Annotated in this window: 18 protein-coding genes; 5 read left to right on the top strand and 13 right to left on the bottom strand. The window is 34.1% G+C overall.

Annotation, left to right across the window (positions count from 1 at the left end):
* Positions 1-36: 36 nt before the first annotated feature.
* The 3 genes from P8I29_02575 to bshC are packed head-to-tail and all read right to left on the bottom strand — an operon-like array spanning position 37 to position 4526.
* On the bottom strand, positions 37-1425 hold the full coding sequence (locus tag P8I29_02575) for a LysM domain-containing protein (GenBank protein ID MDG1916682.1): 1389 nt from the start codon (positions 1423-1425) through the stop codon (positions 37-39).
* 29 nt (positions 1426-1454) lie between these two features.
* A complete protein-coding gene (guaA, locus tag P8I29_02570) occupies positions 1455-2990 on the bottom strand; it encodes a glutamine-hydrolyzing GMP synthase (protein MDG1916681.1) in 1536 nt (511 codons plus the stop codon).
* Between the two features lie 12 nt (positions 2991-3002).
* Positions 3003-4526, bottom strand: a complete 1524-nt coding sequence (bshC, locus tag P8I29_02565) for a bacillithiol biosynthesis cysteine-adding enzyme BshC (protein ID MDG1916680.1) — start codon at positions 4524-4526, stop codon at positions 3003-3005.
* Between the two features lie 83 nt (positions 4527-4609).
* On the opposite strand from bshC, the gene P8I29_02560 reads away from it, so the two are divergent.
* From P8I29_02560 to P8I29_02550, 3 genes are all read left to right on the top strand, one after another.
* Positions 4610-5146: a DUF4377 domain-containing protein gene (locus tag P8I29_02560; protein MDG1916679.1), complete on the top strand. Its 537-nt coding sequence runs from the start codon at positions 4610-4612 to the stop codon at positions 5144-5146.
* A 215-nt stretch (positions 5147-5361) separates the two neighbouring features.
* A complete protein-coding gene (locus P8I29_02555) occupies positions 5362-5751 on the top strand; it encodes a hypothetical protein (GenBank protein ID MDG1916678.1) in 390 nt (129 codons plus the stop codon).
* A gap of 35 nt (positions 5752-5786) precedes the next feature.
* Positions 5787-6194 (top strand): hypothetical protein, encoded by a 408-nt coding sequence (locus P8I29_02550; GenBank protein MDG1916677.1) that lies wholly within the window; start codon positions 5787-5789, stop codon positions 6192-6194.
* Here P8I29_02550 and rimO read toward each other — a convergent pair whose 3' ends face one another.
* From rimO to hisS, 10 genes are all read right to left on the bottom strand, one after another.
* Complete coding sequence (gene rimO / locus P8I29_02545; protein MDG1916676.1) at positions 6195-7505, bottom strand: 30S ribosomal protein S12 methylthiotransferase RimO; 1311 nt, start codon at positions 7503-7505, stop codon at positions 6195-6197.
* A 1-nt stretch (position 7506) separates the two neighbouring features.
* On the bottom strand, positions 7507-8457 hold the full coding sequence (gene ftsY, locus P8I29_02540; GenBank protein MDG1916675.1) for a signal recognition particle-docking protein FtsY: 951 nt from the start codon (positions 8455-8457) through the stop codon (positions 7507-7509).
* 73 nt (positions 8458-8530) lie between these two features.
* Positions 8531-8686 carry a DUF4295 domain-containing protein gene (locus tag P8I29_02535; protein ID MDG1916674.1) on the bottom strand — a complete coding sequence of 52 codons (156 nt, stop codon included), beginning with the start codon at positions 8684-8686 and terminating at the stop codon, positions 8531-8533.
* Positions 8687-8707: 21 nt separating this feature from the next.
* The gene (rpmG, locus tag P8I29_02530) at positions 8708-8890 is read right to left on the bottom strand and encodes a 50S ribosomal protein L33 (GenBank protein MDG1916673.1); all 183 of its coding nucleotides are present in this window, start codon (positions 8888-8890) and stop codon (positions 8708-8710) included.
* Between the two features lie 55 nt (positions 8891-8945).
* Complete coding sequence (locus P8I29_02525) at positions 8946-10583, bottom strand: M1 family metallopeptidase (GenBank protein ID MDG1916672.1); 1638 nt, start codon at positions 10581-10583, stop codon at positions 8946-8948.
* A gap of 27 nt (positions 10584-10610) precedes the next feature.
* The gene (locus P8I29_02520) at positions 10611-11225 is read right to left on the bottom strand and encodes a hypothetical protein (protein ID MDG1916671.1); all 615 of its coding nucleotides are present in this window, start codon (positions 11223-11225) and stop codon (positions 10611-10613) included.
* 80 nt (positions 11226-11305) lie between these two features.
* Positions 11306-11545, bottom strand: a complete 240-nt coding sequence (rpmB, locus tag P8I29_02515; protein ID MDG1916670.1) for a 50S ribosomal protein L28 — start codon at positions 11543-11545, stop codon at positions 11306-11308.
* 63 nt (positions 11546-11608) lie between these two features.
* Positions 11609-12841, bottom strand: coding sequence for a CinA family nicotinamide mononucleotide deamidase-related protein (locus P8I29_02510; protein ID MDG1916669.1), 1233 nt, complete (start codon positions 12839-12841; stop codon positions 11609-11611).
* 20 nt (positions 12842-12861) lie between these two features.
* Positions 12862-13260, bottom strand: a complete 399-nt coding sequence (locus P8I29_02505; GenBank protein ID MDG1916668.1) for a DUF4625 domain-containing protein — start codon at positions 13258-13260, stop codon at positions 12862-12864.
* 8 nt (positions 13261-13268) lie between these two features.
* Positions 13269-14630 carry a histidine--tRNA ligase gene (gene hisS, locus P8I29_02500; GenBank protein ID MDG1916667.1) on the bottom strand — a complete coding sequence of 454 codons (1362 nt, stop codon included), beginning with the start codon at positions 14628-14630 and terminating at the stop codon, positions 13269-13271.
* Between the two features lie 157 nt (positions 14631-14787).
* Here hisS and P8I29_02495 point away from each other — a divergent pair, with 157 nt between their 5' ends.
* Together P8I29_02495 and P8I29_02490 are read left to right on the top strand one after the other, a co-directional pair.
* The gene (locus tag P8I29_02495) at positions 14788-15246 is read left to right on the top strand and encodes a hypothetical protein (protein MDG1916666.1); all 459 of its coding nucleotides are present in this window, start codon (positions 14788-14790) and stop codon (positions 15244-15246) included.
* Positions 15247-15350: 104 nt separating this feature from the next.
* A partial coding sequence (locus P8I29_02490; GenBank protein MDG1916665.1) for a zinc metallopeptidase occupies positions 15351-15534 on the top strand: 184 nt, incomplete at its 3' end.

Below are 15534 nucleotides of genomic sequence, written 5' to 3'. Positions count from 1 at the left end.
TCTTACTTAAACTAACAAAGAAAATAGAGCAGACTATTATTGAACTATAAGCCTTTCAAAATCAACATATCGAACAATATTGAATTTGGTATTGGACTTAAAGGAGGTATTTCGAAATGTTTCGAAATTAAGAAGGTTTTTAAACTCATTACTCAAAAAATACATTGACTGCTGATAAGCAGAATAAGCATATTTTTCAGGATAAGAAAAGTACTTTTGATAGTAATTAAGCAGAAAGTCAGAATAAAATTCACTATTGTCATTCATAAAGATGGATGGCAAATGAACATTTAAATTAACCAAATCATAGTAATCTAAATTATCAAACCTATTCCATGTATCTAAACCATAAATTGAAAATAAGGTATCTTCCATACTTCCCAAAACAGGTAGTAATCTACTTACAAACGAACGGTCGTTAGACGGTACAATGATGATATTTTTATCCGATCTAAGCTTACTTTTAAGAAAATCTCTATCGGATAACTCAGCTTTGTTAAAAGTAAAAACTTGACACCTTTTATTCATTATCTGTAAACTCAATTTCTTTTTAGCGTAAGAAATCAACTCATCTTCATTCTCTTGTCCTAATAATATTAATTTATCACTATTATTTGATCTCAAAAGATAATTTACAAGAACATCTATCTGAACCTGTGATAATGGTACTGACTGATAGACGTTTAAGTAATTGTTTTTCACACTCATGTACGAAAGTGGTGAAATAAGCTTCTTCTTAGTATCGTAACCATAGAATTTAGCTAATTCCTCGAACTGCCTAATGTAGATAGGTCCAAAAATATACTCTCGGTCATACAAAATATTTGAAGTAAGGATAGATTCAAAAACTGAATCGTTGGGCACATCCAAAACCATTAAATCAATTTTATATCCTAATTGAGTTAAACTATCAATAGCAAGTTGAAAGCCAAAGTAAAAATCCAAAGCGACTTTTGACTTAGGGTAAATCATATTTTTACCCCTATTATTTACCTTCAAAGAGTCGTTAAAATCCAAATAAAAGGGCAAAAGTAATGCTACTTTAACTACTGTTGAATCTAATTCATAAATCGGGAAATTAGACCTTTGAATATCCATAAACTTAACCGTATCATTTGATGACAGTTCTTTCGGACTATAATCAGAAAATACGGTATCTGAACTAATGGTTTTGACAATGTCATGGCGTAAAGGCACTAAAAGATGAAATCCTACGTGCAATCCTTGAATTACTGCAGGATTAGAGACAACTAAATCATTAAGTTCAGCATTGTATTGGCGTGAAATACCATATAATGTCTCTCTAGGCTGAACCACATGAATAGCATAAGGTTTGTTGTCAATAATAGTATCTTGAGTCTGTGCTTTAGCAAAAAAGCCAGAAAAGACACTAAAAAAAACTAAACATATTGCTAATCTTGTCATACACATTTAACTTTCTAAAGTTATTTTTATTATTCCCATTCTATGGTTGCTGGTGGTTTAGAACTGATATCGTATACCACTCTGTTTATCCCTTTTACCTTATTAATAATATCGTTGGATACTTTGGCTAAAAACTCATAGGGTAAGTGTACCCAATCAGCTGTCATACCATCAGTAGATTCTACAGCTCTCAAAGCTACTGCATTCTCATAAGTTCTTTCGTCTCCCATTACTCCTACCGACTGAACAGGTAAAAATATAGCTCCTGCTTGCCAAACCTTATCGTATAATCCTTCAGATATAAGAGAAGAAATAAAAATATGATCTACTTCTTGCAATATTCTTACTTTTTCTTTGGTAACATCTCCCAATATACGAATGGCTAATCCTGGACCAGGGAAAGGGTGTCTTCCTAATAAGGATTCATCAATATTCATAGAACGTCCTATTCTTCGAACCTCATCTTTAAAGAGTGTATTCAAGGGTTCAACAACTTTAAGCTTCATAAAGTCTGGTAATCCTCCAACATTGTGATGCGATTTAATAGTTGCTGATGGTCCTCCAGTAGCAGATACCGACTCAATGACATCAGGATAAATAGTTCCTTGAGCCAACCACTTCACATCTTTTATGAGGTGCGCCTCATCATCAAAAATATCTATAAATTTATTACCTATTGCTTTTCGCTTAGCTTCAGGGTCGCTAACACCATCTAAAACTTGGTAGAATCGATCCTTAGAATCAACGCCCTTGATATTAAGACCCATTTCTTTATATTGCTCCAAAACGTTCTCAAACTCGTTTTTACGTAACAAGCCATTATCAACAAAAATGCAATATAGATTGTCGCCAATTGCCTTATGTAATAACACACTGGCAACGGTTGAGTCTACACCACCAGACAGCCCAAGAACGACTTTATCATTACCCAATTTGGCTTTTAATTCATCTACCGTTCGTTGCACAAAAGAGTCTGGAGTCCAGTCTTGAGAGCATTCACAAACATCAATTAAAAAGTTAGATAACAATTGTTTGCCATCAGTCGAATGATAGACTTCTGGATGAAATTGTATAGCAAATGTTTTTTCGTTAATGAATTGGTAACCAGCTACTTGTACATCTTCAGTTGAAGCTATAATTTCACAAGAATTCGGCAAAGAAGTAATGGTGTCTCCGTGACTCATCCACACTTGAGAACCCTCTGAAATACCCTTAAAAAGTGAATTAGAAGAGTTCACAAAGGATAACTTTGCTCTACCATATTCACGAATTTTTGAAGGCAAAACTTCACCCCCATTTATTTTAGCAAGATGCTGTGCGCCATAACAAACACCCAAAACTGGCAACACCCCAATAATACCATCCAAATTAGGTATTGGCGCATTATCATCTCGTACAGAAGATGGACTTCCCGAAAGGACAACACCTTTGAGGTTATCAGTCAATTCTGGTATTTTATTGAAGGGATGGATTTCACAATAGATATTAAGCTCTCTGACTCTTCGCGCAATGAGCTGAGTATATTGAGAACCAAAATCTAGTATAAGTATCTTTTCTTGAGCCATTTGACATTGAATTTAAAGGGCTAAAACTACAAAATTAGTATCTAGTGGGTTGAGTTCGTCTTTTAACTTTTTTATAAAGTTATCACCATATTTTAAATAATAGGGAATAAAATTATCGTAGCGTTCTTGTAAAGTAGCGTTTGGAAAAAAACTAGCCTTTATCTTTGAAATCTGCGAAAGAGCTGTCTCATGCTTAACTTTTTCTATTCGGTATAGTTTTTTAGCTAACTTCTCCAAGGAGTTCTTTTGCCTCTTATGTTCGGCATCTATGATGGGCTTGTGTGCGTCTCCCTCAAATTTACTTTTCATTTTATCGAACAATTGAGTTAAAGAATCTAGCTCACGATCTAGTGAAAAATCTTTTTGAGATTGTATGTATTGCTTATGTAAATCAGCTTCAGAATTGAAAAAGTCTTCTACTGAAAAGCCCAATTTCTCAATTTTGTTGAGCTGTGACGAATGGCTTAACAAAAGTGAATTCCTTAAAACCAAAATAGGAAAGGGTATATTTTCAAATTCAAAGGCTGTTTTTAACTGCATCCAATACGCCATTTCAGCACCTCCGCCAATATATGCTAAGTTAGGTAATATCAACTCTTGATAAAGTGGTCGCATGAGAACGTTAGGACTAAAATTTTCAGCAGAATTAACAACCTCTTGCGCATCTAAGGGCGAAGCTATTCTTTCTCTCCCTCCCTCTTCTAACTTGAAAAAATTTATTTCTCTAACATGCGCCTGAGCTTTGTAGTTTTTACTTAACTTTTCTGATTGTAAGGCTATGATAGAAGCAAAAGACTTTTCGCAAATATCCTTTTTCATGACCTCAACGAATAGTTTTTTTAGCTGAAAATCGTCACCATCTAGGATAACAAGACCATCGTTTTTGAATAAACTATTAACCAAAATACGACTAGCTTGTGCCAAGTTCTGCGCAGAATAAGCCTTGTGAAAAATGCCTTTTAATTGTTGAGCGTTTTCATCATCTCCAATCATGGCATCCAACTCTTTCAAAACGGAAGGTATATCGTTTAAATTCATTCTCCCAACTGCTCCGCCCTGTTTAGTATTCCACCTTACAGTCTGACCGAATAATTGTGCATGATTAATTTCATCAAAATCGTGATCTTCTGAAGCCATCCAAAAAATAGGCACAAAATGCTTTGATGGGTAGTGTTTCTTCAATTCCTTAGCAAGGTTAATTGTTGAAACTATCTTGTATATAAAATACAAAGGCCCAGTAAACAAACACAACTGATGACCTGTAGTAACAGTAAAAGTATCCTCAGACTCTAGCGACTCAATATTCTCTTTTGATAAATCTGACAATTCAAGAGTAGCGTTTTGCCTTTTCAAAACCTCAACAAGAGTTTGTCTATCAGTAGAAAATTGACTTCTATCCTGTATTTGTGTGCGGTAATTGTCTATCTTATTATATCGACCATAAAAAACTGACAAATCAGGCTTTTCATCTAAATAGTCTTGCACCAAAGGGCTTAAAACATTAATTTTACGATATGGTATTTGCTTTGAACTCACTTTCAGGCAAAAGTAAGTAAAATGAAAAAGTTAGAATTTATTTATACCATAAAATAAGAGATTAAATCAATAGTTACTTAATCATGAATAAAATTTATCTAATCACCCTCTGTATTTTTACTTCTTTTTTTTCCTTCTCCCAAATCATTGCTGAAGATTATCAAGATTCTCAATCTGATAAAGTCAGTGAATTCAGCATTACTATAGAACCGTATAAAAAACTTAGCAATGGTGCTTTTTTCACATCACTTACTTTAGTCTCGGACAATCCTTATGTGGAATATGTCAAAGGCTTTGATTTTGAATGGGGCTACCGCTATCAGCTAAAAGTTAAAGAAACCATATATGCCAATCCTCCTCAAGATGTATCAGATAGAGATTATGAGCTTATAGAGGTCGCATTACAAACACTAGCTTACCAATATTTTGAAATGATTCTTATTAATGAATTCTACCTATCAGAGCCTAGAGGAGAATCCATTACAAAATTAAAAGCAGGACTGTATCGCTATCACGATGAAATGGAATTCTATGTGCCTCCTGTGCTAAGAGCTGATTTCGATAGAAAAATGAAAAAGAAAGCGTACTGTAAAGGAAAATTCAGCTTTCAAGAAGACTGAAGCATCCATCTCCTAAAACTCAAGTAAACAAACTGATTTAACCTCGTGAAAAAACTACTCTTCATATTACTGATCTCCAACGCACTGTTTGCACAAGAAAAGCCTAAATCATCTCTATTTTCTGGAAACCTCTTTTTAACCCTGTTGGTGACCACTGGGGCTATGGAAATAAAGTTGGATTAAGTATTGAGAAAAATCTGAGCAAAAAATTTGATTTGACATTTAACATTAACAACGGTAATTACACATACTCTTCGCATAATGTCAATATTAGTTTCGTAAAGAAGAGCATCATTGACCTTAATTTAAATGCTAGATTCATGTTTTCAAGAGAAAGACGTGTTAACACATTCATTATTGCTGGTGGCGATTATTCAAAAACAAATAACTTTAGTATAGATTATTTATTCAATGAAACAGAAAATAAAAATTTTACCTCAACTAGAGATTCTTATATAAGGCCTTATGCCAATCTTGGCTTACGATTTGGAAAAGAGCATAGACGATTTGTTGTCGACCTAACTCTTTTAGGTTATAATATTACAAACGGTTTTCATGGCAGTCGCAATACAGGTTATCTGAAAATAATGTTAAAATTAAAATAAATTGATAACTTTGCTAAACTTAAAAAAAACAAACCTTGAAATTTTTACCATTAGCTATTGTAGCACTATTTATTTTCTCTTGCGACCCTTACGAAAAACCTCCAACACCTGACCCTAGCATCACACCTCCTGAATGGATAAGAGGAAGTTGGATTTATACTGACTCCACTAACTATACCGAAAACCTCATTATTTCAGAAGATGATATCGTATTGGAGCGCTTACTCAATACAGGCAAAACGTCCATAAGTTATATGGATTCTTGTAAAGAAAATAGCATTGCAGTTGAGCAAATAATCAAATATAATAGTTACAACAATTTGGAATTTACGGACAAAAATGATGACATCAATCTTATCTATTTAGCAAAAATAGGTGGAAACGAAATTAGAGTAATCAACGAAACGAGTCCTACTCCGAAGACTTATACTCTTATTGAATAATTACACTATATCTCCATAGAGGTCGTAGTGATCAGCATGGGTGATTTTGACATTGGCAAAGTCGCCCATTCTAACATATGAGTCTGTGGCTTTGACTAACACCTCATTATCTACATCTGGTGAATCAAATTCAGTTCTACCAATAAAGTACTCCCCTTCTTTCCTATCAAAAAGCACTTTAAAGGTCTGGCTCACTTTGGCTTGATTGAGTCGATAAGAAATATCGCTTTGTAGCTCCATTATCTCTTCAGCCCTTTGGTGTTTAATTTCTTCTGGCACATCGTCTTCTAATAGGTGAGCATGGGTGTTTTCTTCGTGTGAATAAGTAAATACACCCAAACGGTCAAATTCAGTATCACTGACCCATTGCTTGAGTTCTTGAAAATCTTCTTCTGATTCGCCTGGATAACCTACAATTAGGGAGGTGCGAATAGCCATTCCAGGAACATCTTCTCTAAACTTTTTCAATAGAGCATCTGTTTTTTGATGAGTCGTTCCTCTTCGCATGGATTTTAAAACAGAATCGCTTATATGCTGCAAAGGAATATCGATGTAGTTACAAATTTTATCGTTAGTTCGAATCACTTCCAAAACATCTTCAGGAAAGCCTGTTGGAAAAGCGTAATGCAAACGTATCCATTCTACACCCTCAACCTCTGATAAAGCAAGCAGTAAGTCAGCTAACCTTCTTGATTTGTACAAATCCAGTCCGTAGTAAGTCAAATCTTGAGCGATTAGAATAAGTTCTTTAACGCCGTCCCTAGCTAAGTTAGTAGCCTCTTTGACCAAATCCTCTATAGGTTTGGATTTATGCTTACCACGCATCAAAGGGATAGCACAGAAAGAACAAGGACGGTCACAACCTTCTGCAATTTTCAAAAAAGCATAATGCTTGGGTGTAGTTGTCATGCGTTCCCCTATCAGCTCATGCTTATAATCTGCTCCTAGAGCCTGTAACAATTTTGGCAAGTCAGTTGTGCCAAAATACTCGTCTACATTAGGGATTTCTTTCTCTAAATCGGGCTTGTAACGTTCTGACAAACATCCTGTAACAAATAGCTTATCAATTTTACCATCTGATTTGCGTTCGGCCTGTTCAATAATAGTATTGACGGATTCTTCCTTAGCGTTATCTATGAACCCACAAGTATTGATTACTACTATATTGGCATCGTCTTTTTCAGACTCGTGCTCTACTTCCATCTTATTGGCTTTCAATTGCCCCATCAAGACTTCAGAATCGTAAATGTTTTTTGAACACCCCAGGGTGATAACGTTGATTTTATTATTTTTAAGCGACTTTGTCCTCATCTTAGTTGAATAAAGAGTCCACAAACTCTTTTTTATTGAACACTTGTAAATCTTCTATTCCTTCTCCTACACCTATATAGCGAACAGGTATTTTGAATTGATCAGAAATACCAATAACCACACCACCTTTAGCAGTACCATCTAGCTTACTTAAAGCTAATGAATCTACTTTTGTTGCAAGGGTAAATTGTTTGGCTTGTTCAATAGCGTTTTGCCCTGTAGAAGCATCTAGAACTAACATTACATCGTGTGGAGCGTTAGGGATAACCTTAGTCATTACATTTCTAATTTTAGTCAATTCGTTCATCAGATTGACTTTATTATGCAATCGACCTGCCGTATCAATAATGACTACATCAGCCCCCTTAGTTTTAGCAGATTGTACCGTATCAAAAGCTACAGATGCAGGGTCAGAGCCCATGTCTTGCTTTACTATCTCTACTCCTACTCTTTCAGACCAAATAACTAATTGATCTACAGCAGCAGCTCTAAAGGTATCGGCAGCACCTAGAACTACTTTTTTGCCTTCTTTTTTAAATTGATGAGCCAACTTCCCAATGGTTGTTGTTTTGCCAACACCATTAACACCGACTACCATAATAACATAAGGACCATCTGTTTCAGGCACCACAAAGTTTACTTCATCAGTGTTATTACTTTCTTCTAGTAATTGGCTTATCTCATCTTTAAGAAAGGCATTAATTTCATTGGCATCGAGGTATTTATCTTTTGCCACCCTTTCCTCTAGTCTTTCAATAATTTTAAGAGTCGTTTCAACACCTATGTCTGAAGTGATTAAAGCTTCTTCTATGTCGTCAAGAGCCTCCTCGTCTACTTTAGACTTACCGGCAACGGCACGTGATAACTTACCGAAAACATTTTCTTTCGTTTTTTCTAAACCTTTATCGAGTTTATCCTTTTTATCTTTTGAAAAAAAACCAAATATTCCCATAGTTATACGCTGTTATTAAACAGAAAAAGCTCCTTTTTCAAGAAGCTCAGTCCATTAAGTTATAAGATAAGGTTTATTTCTTAGCCAAAAATTCGTTCACTTTATCTTTAGGAACGATTTCTGATTTAAAACCGTAAGAACCTGTCTTCTCAGACTTAGTCATCTTGATTACTTTTGTAAAATCTTTTGCTCCTCTTTTCTGTAAAGATGCTACTGCCTTCTTTGCCATAATATATCAGCTTTAAATTGCTTATTTAATTTCTTTGTGAACCGTCATTTTTTTAAGAATTGGATTGAACTTTTTCAACTCCATTCTGTCCGGTGTATTCTTTTTGTTCTTTGTAGTAACGTAACGAGATGTACCTGCTTGTCCAGATGCTTTGTGCTCTGTACATTCTAAAATCACTTGAACTCTATTTCCTTTCTTAGCCATTTGCTTAAAAATTATTGGGTTGCAAATTTAATTAAACTATTGTTATCTACAAATACTATTGAAGCTTTTTAACGTCAATCAAAAATAAATGGTCTGCTATCTGAAAATCTTTTCTCCAAATAGATAATTTCATCTCTTTCCATTCTTTTTCAGGATAAATCCAATCGAACTTACCATTTTCTAAAGTCACTTTTATAGGCATATCGAAGCCGTTAATAGCATTCCATCTGTATTTAAGTGTTTTTCTCTTACCCCAACCACTGAGTTTATATTCTAACTCAGGTAATTTTGGTGTATATAAATATTGCTGATACAACATATCAAAATTACGACCACTTTTATCATTTATATAGTCTAAAACATCACGGCCATCAATAGTCTGATGCTTGAAGTGATTAGTCATTGATTTAATGATATCAAACCATAAAGTGTCGTTTTCTACATGACTTCTTAGAGTGTGTAAAAATGCACTTCCTTTAGCATACATATCGCTACTTCCCTTGTGGTGAACGTCTGGCGTTCCTACTATTGCTCTTCTATTTTGAGCCATAGACATTTGATTTTTAACATATTTAATCATAGCGTCATAGCCATACGTACATTCTACATACAGAACTTCAGCGTAAGTGCAAAAGGTTTCTTGAATCCACATATCAGCAATATCATTAGCCGTAATACTATTACCCCACCACTCGTGACCACTTTCATGAATAATAATGTAATCAAATCCTAATCCAGCGGTAAAACGTGTATTGCCCAGGTAACCCAGTTTATATTGATTGCCGTAGGCAATAGCACTTTGATGTTCCATGCCTAAATAAGGTGTTTCTACTAGAGCAAAACCATCGTTCCAAAAAGGATAAGGACCTAGGTATTTTTCAAGACAATGAAGCATAGGTTTAACCGACTGAAATTGCTTTTTTGCTTTTTCTAAATTATAGGGTAAAACATAATAATCTAACGCTAAGGTATCCACACCACTTATGTATTCATCAGAAAAATGTGAATAATCACCGATATTAAGAGAGATATCGTAATTATTAATAGGATATGACACGAACCAATGGTAAGTGTTGTATAGCTTAGTGGATTTGCGTAAGTCGTGAAAACGTAAATTTCCATTTGAGATGCATTGCAGACCAGCAGGAACTTGACAACTTATCAGCATACTATCAGGTTCATCGGACTGATGGTCTTTGTTGGGCCACCACGAACTAGCTCCTAAGCCCTGACAAGAAACTCCTATCCAGTCCTTACCATTTTTGTCTTTATCCCAGGAAAAACCTCCATCCCAAGGGGGATTAATAGCTACCCTAGGATTACCTTCATAGTAGACTCTGATATAACTCTGCTGTCCTTTTTTTACTATAGTATCAAAATTGACAAATACAGCATTGAATTCTCTAGTGTAATTTTGCGTTCTCCCTTCGAAAAGGATTTCCGAAATACGCATATTATCAAATAAATCAATCTGAATTAGTTCAAAATCAGATTGGGCTTCAAAATGTATCTCAGAATAACCTTTAATGAATTTTTCTTCTGGATCTACAGATATTTTTAAATGGTAATAGTTTACGTCATAGCATAACCGTTCAGGAGAAAGAAACCCTCGCAAACTATCTTTCCTACCAAATTCTTGAGAATAAGCAAATAAAGATTGAAATAGAATTGTAAGTAAAATGAGTTTTTTCATAGTTTGTTCATAGTTTGTTCAATTGATTTACTCAATTAAAGTGAGTGTCAATGTACAATTTTCTGACAAAAGCATAAACGTTGCAGTAATATTAATAATCGCTGTATTCTCTGATTGCAAAAACCCAGTGCCTGACAATTGTGTTAATCCAGTTGGATCTTCACCACTCACAGAGATATTACCGTCATTATCTATAGTTCCCTCTAAGGTAAATAATCCAAAATCGACAATTAAATCACCTTCATTTGCACCTTCTACAATAGTAATTTCACTAGCGCCAAAATCAATTAGTTCAGACATTAAAATACCATCACAATTCGACTCAACCGCCCAATTATTTACCATTATTTGAGAGGCATATGTACAGCTTCCATCATCAAAAGTAGCTTCTTGATCATAATTGAAAGCCAACTCGTCGGTACATCCGTAGCAAGATAGGTAATCACACGATTGGTTATCAAAATTGGCAAGACTATTATAATTACATGCCGTATCAACCATACATCCAAATATAGTCTCAATATTATCTTCTCCACCGCTAGGATTTATGTCTTCATTAATATTAACATCTTCCTTTTTACAAGAAATAATTACTAGAGAAGACAAGATGGATATGGTCAGAATTCTTAAACTAAATTTCATAAATGTTGTATGTAAGGTTAAAAAAAAAGCTGTTACCAAATGTAACAACTTTATTCTTATTTAAAAAGAGGTATTGTAAATTACAACAATACGTTATCGTTTTCTAATGCTTTTTTCAATACTGAAGTGATACCATTTTTATCAATAGTTCTTAGCGCACTTGCTGATACTTTTAAAGTAATCCATTCGCCAGACTCTGGAATAAAAAATTTCTTAGTCTGTAAGTTTGGGTAAAATTTTCTTTTGGTTTTTCTGTTAGAGTGAGAAACATTGTTTCCAACCATTACTTTCTTACCTGTTATGTCGCAAATTCTTGCCATCTCCGTATTGTTTAATTATTTTGGGTTGCAAATATAAACTTATTTATTAAAAAAACTACCCTTTTATTTTTCTGCTACACTAATCAAAAAATTAAGTGCCGCATTTGAAGCTCTAATGATATTTGTATCTCTATCTGTATTGTAAGCAACGGTTTGAGAATATACATTTAATGGTGTAGCTACTGCCATACAAATTGTACCTCCTTTAACACCTGCACTATCGACTAATTCTGCCAATCCAGAGGTAGAAATAGCAAAATCGCTATTAAATAACCTTTGAGAACATTGCGCCATTTCTCGCACGACTTCTTCACTGACAAGTCCGTATGCAGAAATTGTATCAGAACTTACTTTTAGAACATCTTCTTTAATTTTTTTAGAATAAGCGACCAATGAACCTTTGAAATATTCTGAACTACCAGAAATAGAGGTTATCATCTTGGCTATATTGCCTCCTGTACAGCTTTCAGCTGTAGAAATACTGCAATCTTTTTCATTCATTATTTGCCCAACGACCTCCTCATTCAAACGTTTTTGATACTTAGAAAAATAAGGGCCAATTATTGTTTTGAGGGTTTCAATATTTTCATCAATCAGATTTTCAATATACGCTCTATCATTCCCCCTAGCTGTAAAACGCAACATCAGGCAACTTGCAGAAGGCAAATAGGCTAATTTTATCTCCTTAGGCAATGAATTCTCCCAATCAACAATCAACTCTGCTAAATGCGATTCTATAATTCCCCTAGTATAAACCGTCTTGTGAACAATCTCCAACAAACTATAGGCCTCTTTTAGCTTAAAGAGAACAAGTTGCATCATTGACTTCATTTCATAAGGGACACCAGGCATAGAAACTATTACCTTTCCATTGTGCTCAAACCACATTCCTGGCGCCGTACCCTTCCTATTTCTAATGACTTTACATTTGGAAGGAACCAAAGCTTGTAACTCGGTATACTCATTAACCATTCTATTTCTCAACTCAAAATAAGCTTTGATATCTTTTAAAACTTCTTGACTCAATACTAGTTTATCGCCAAAAAAATCACATAAGGTCTGTTTAGTAATATCATCTTTAGTAGGTCCAAGTCCGCCGGTTAAAAAAATGAAATCCGAATGTTTTAATGAATTATTGAGAGCGGACACTATATGCTCTTGTTTATCAGATATGGTACTTATCTCAACAACTTGAATGCCATTACTTTCTAAAAAATCTCCTATCCATGCCGAGTTTGTATCAATAGTTTGACCTATTAATATCTCATCGCCTATGGTGATTATATCCGCCCTCATTGATACAGCCTAAGCTGAAATTACTCAACAATATAAAAAGATTTGTTTTGAGCTGTTTCCTCGCCATCAATATCCTGTACGGTAATTGTTAACTCGTATCTGCCAGGCTCTAAATCTGGATATGGAAGAGCTATTTGAAGAGTATCATTCACATTTGTACCTGAAAGGTTGTAGTCTCTTTCAAAATTCCAAGGTGCAGATTGTAAACGAGCATTTTCAAAATTATCAAGAACTGAAACTCTAAACTGGTTTAATCCGTTATCATCAGAAAATTCATAGATAAACTCTAAAAAAGCACCATCTGCTTTTTGAATGTTTGAAGACGTAAGTGTTATTGAATTAATAACAGGCGAATCGTTTTTTTGGGTACAAGCGAACATTAAAGTCATAACGAATGCTATTGTCAATAAATTTTTCATAGGTAGGTTTATTTAATTGTTAATAATAATTGTTCAAAGGTCATACTTTTTTGCGAACCATCAAACATATTTTTGACTGTTATTGTATTGGTTTTCATTTCATTTTCACCAATTAATAATACGTATTGAACGTTTTTTCTATCTGCATATTGCATTTGTTTTTTCATCTTGGCTTTGTCTGGATATATCTCTGACTGCACCCCCTCACTCCTCAATTGTTTTAACATCTTCAAGCAATAATCGGCCTCTATATCGCCAAAATTAGCGAACAAAACCTGAGTACCTTTTTCAGTCAAATCAGGGAATAAACCAAGACTTTCAAGTACAATACAAATTCTATCAAAACCAAATGAAATACCTACACCAGACACGTTATCAAGTCCAAATATACCTGTCAAATTATCATATCTACCGCCTCCACCAATACTACCAATATCAACCCCATTAGCTTGAACTTCAAAAATAGCACCAGTATAGTAGTTCAAACCTCTTGCAAGAGTTACATCAATCTCTAAAGCAGCACATTGTAGCTTTAAACTTTCTAATCGATTAACCACATCCGTTAACTCATCAATACCTTCCAAACCAATTGCTGATCCTTCTAGAAAAGACTTTAAAGCTGTTAATTTATCCGTATTTTCTCCTTTTAAATCAAAAAGGATATCCATTTTACTAACCGTCTCCTTAGAAATGCCTTTACTATACATTTCGTCTTTAACTTTTGCCTGGCCTATTTTATCGATTTTATCTAGTGCAACGGTAATATCAATTATTTTATCTTCTTCGCCAACAACTTGAGCTATTCCACTCAAAATTTTCCTATTGTTAATTTTGATAGTTACATCATCTATACCTAATGTGTTGAATACCTCGTCATAAAGCTGAACTAATTCTATTTCTGCTATTAGAGATGTTGTGCCTATAATATCGGCATCACACTGATAGAATTCTCTAAACCTTCCCATTTGTGGTCTATCAGCTCGCCATACATTTTGCATTTGATAACGTCTAAAAGGAAAAGTGATATCATTTCTATTTTGCGCAACATACCTAGCAAATGGCACAGTTAAGTCATATCTTAGCGCTTTGTCAGATATCTGTTGAGTTAAGGATTTAGAAGTTGTAGCCTTATCAATTTGTGATTTTGACAAATAATCACCAGATTTCAAGATTTTAAAAATCAATTGATCTCCTTCATCGCCATATTTACCAGTCAAGGTTTCTAGTTTTTCTATAGATGGCGTTTCAATTTGCTCAAAACCATACTTGTCAAACGACTTTTTGATCATTTGAAAAACATAATTTCTCTTCCTCATCTCGGAAGAGGAAAAATCTCTTGTACCTTTTAAAATACTTGGTTTATTGCTCATTTTTTAAATCTTAAAAATCAAGCAAATATCTGAAAAATTACTCTTGAAATAATCAAGAAATAGGATATTTATTTTAAAAATCAACAAAAATATATTGTGAGATGATAAGAAATTAAGATATTTGCAAAATATTAATCTATTTTTAAATTATAAAATTATGAAAAAAATGCTTTTAACAGCTGCAGTAGTATTTTCAAGCTTGATAGCTTCTGCTCAATTTATGGTAACAGCTGATTTAGACCTTGAAGAATTTGATGCTGAAAACATTACAGAGACTACTAATTTTGGTTTTGGTTACGCATTTAATGATACTTGGACTGTTGGTGCAATTATTATGGGTGAAGGTGTTCATGAAGGTGAAACAGAAGCTGAACATGCTGACCATGATGATGAAGATTTCAGATTATTTGTTCGTTACAATTGGAATGAATCAATTTATCTTACAGCAAACACTTCAACTGAAGACTTTTCTGACAACCTACGTTTAGGTGCAGGGTACAGCTTTGCAGCGTTTGGTAGCTTTTATGTAGAGCCTAACTACACTATGGATTTGCAAGCAGATGATTCTGATGAAAGAAATGGATCATTTAAATTAGGTTTAGCATACAGATTCTAAGCATTCAACTAAATTTAAAAAAAAGTGTATCGTAAATGATACGCTTTTTTTTTGCTTAAAATCTTACATATTTCTTAACTTTGCACCTAATTAAAACAAGATTTATGATTTGGTTAATTATTATATTTTTCATGATTGTCGGTGGTATCGTTAGTAGCCGACTCAAAAACAAATTCAAAAAATATTCTTTAGTCCCATTGTCAAATGGAATGACTGGTAAAGAGGTTGCCGAAAAAATGTTGGCTGACCATGGCATAAGAGATGTAAAAGTTGTTTCTGTACCCGGAA

The sequence above is a fragment of the Flavobacteriales bacterium genome (assembly GCA_029248105.1).
Lineage (GTDB): Bacteria > Bacteroidota > Bacteroidia > Flavobacteriales > UBA7312 > UBA8444.
The sequence above is the reverse complement of the archived record's forward strand: the minus strand, read 5'-3'. Positions and strand labels throughout refer to the sequence as shown.

Excerpts from the sequence above, each read along its gene's own strand:
- P8I29_02575 (MDG1916682.1), bottom strand. The coding sequence starts at position 1,425 with ATGACAAGATTAGCAATATGTTTAGTTTTTTTTAGTGTCTTTTCTGGC.
- guaA (MDG1916681.1), bottom strand. The coding sequence starts at position 2,990 with ATGGCTCAAGAAAAGATACTTATACTAGATTTTGGTTCTCAATATACT.
- P8I29_02560 (MDG1916679.1), top strand. The coding sequence starts at position 4,610 with ATGAATAAAATTTATCTAATCACCCTCTGTATTTTTACTTCTTTTTTT.
- rimO (MDG1916676.1), bottom strand. The coding sequence starts at position 7,505 with ATGAGGACAAAGTCGCTTAAAAATAATAAAATCAACGTTATCACCCTG.
- ftsY (MDG1916675.1), bottom strand. The coding sequence starts at position 8,457 with ATGGGAATATTTGGTTTTTTTTCAAAAGATAAAAAGGATAAACTCGAT.
- P8I29_02535 (MDG1916674.1), bottom strand. The coding sequence starts at position 8,686 with ATGGCAAAGAAGGCAGTAGCATCTTTACAGAAAAGAGGAGCAAAAGAT.
- rpmG (MDG1916673.1), bottom strand. The coding sequence starts at position 8,890 with ATGGCTAAGAAAGGAAATAGAGTTCAAGTGATTTTAGAATGTACAGAG.
- P8I29_02525 (MDG1916672.1), bottom strand. The coding sequence starts at position 10,583 with ATGAAAAAACTCATTTTACTTACAATTCTATTTCAATCTTTATTTGCT.
- P8I29_02520 (MDG1916671.1), bottom strand. The coding sequence starts at position 11,225 with ATGAAATTTAGTTTAAGAATTCTGACCATATCCATCTTGTCTTCTCTA.
- rpmB (MDG1916670.1), bottom strand. The coding sequence starts at position 11,545 with ATGGCAAGAATTTGCGACATAACAGGTAAGAAAGTAATGGTTGGAAAC.
- P8I29_02510 (MDG1916669.1), bottom strand. The coding sequence starts at position 12,841 with ATGAGGGCGGATATAATCACCATAGGCGATGAGATATTAATAGGTCAA.
- P8I29_02505 (MDG1916668.1), bottom strand. The coding sequence starts at position 13,260 with ATGAAAAATTTATTGACAATAGCATTCGTTATGACTTTAATGTTCGCT.
- hisS (MDG1916667.1), bottom strand. The coding sequence starts at position 14,630 with ATGAGCAATAAACCAAGTATTTTAAAAGGTACAAGAGATTTTTCCTCT.
- P8I29_02495 (MDG1916666.1), top strand. The coding sequence starts at position 14,788 with ATGAAAAAAATGCTTTTAACAGCTGCAGTAGTATTTTCAAGCTTGATA.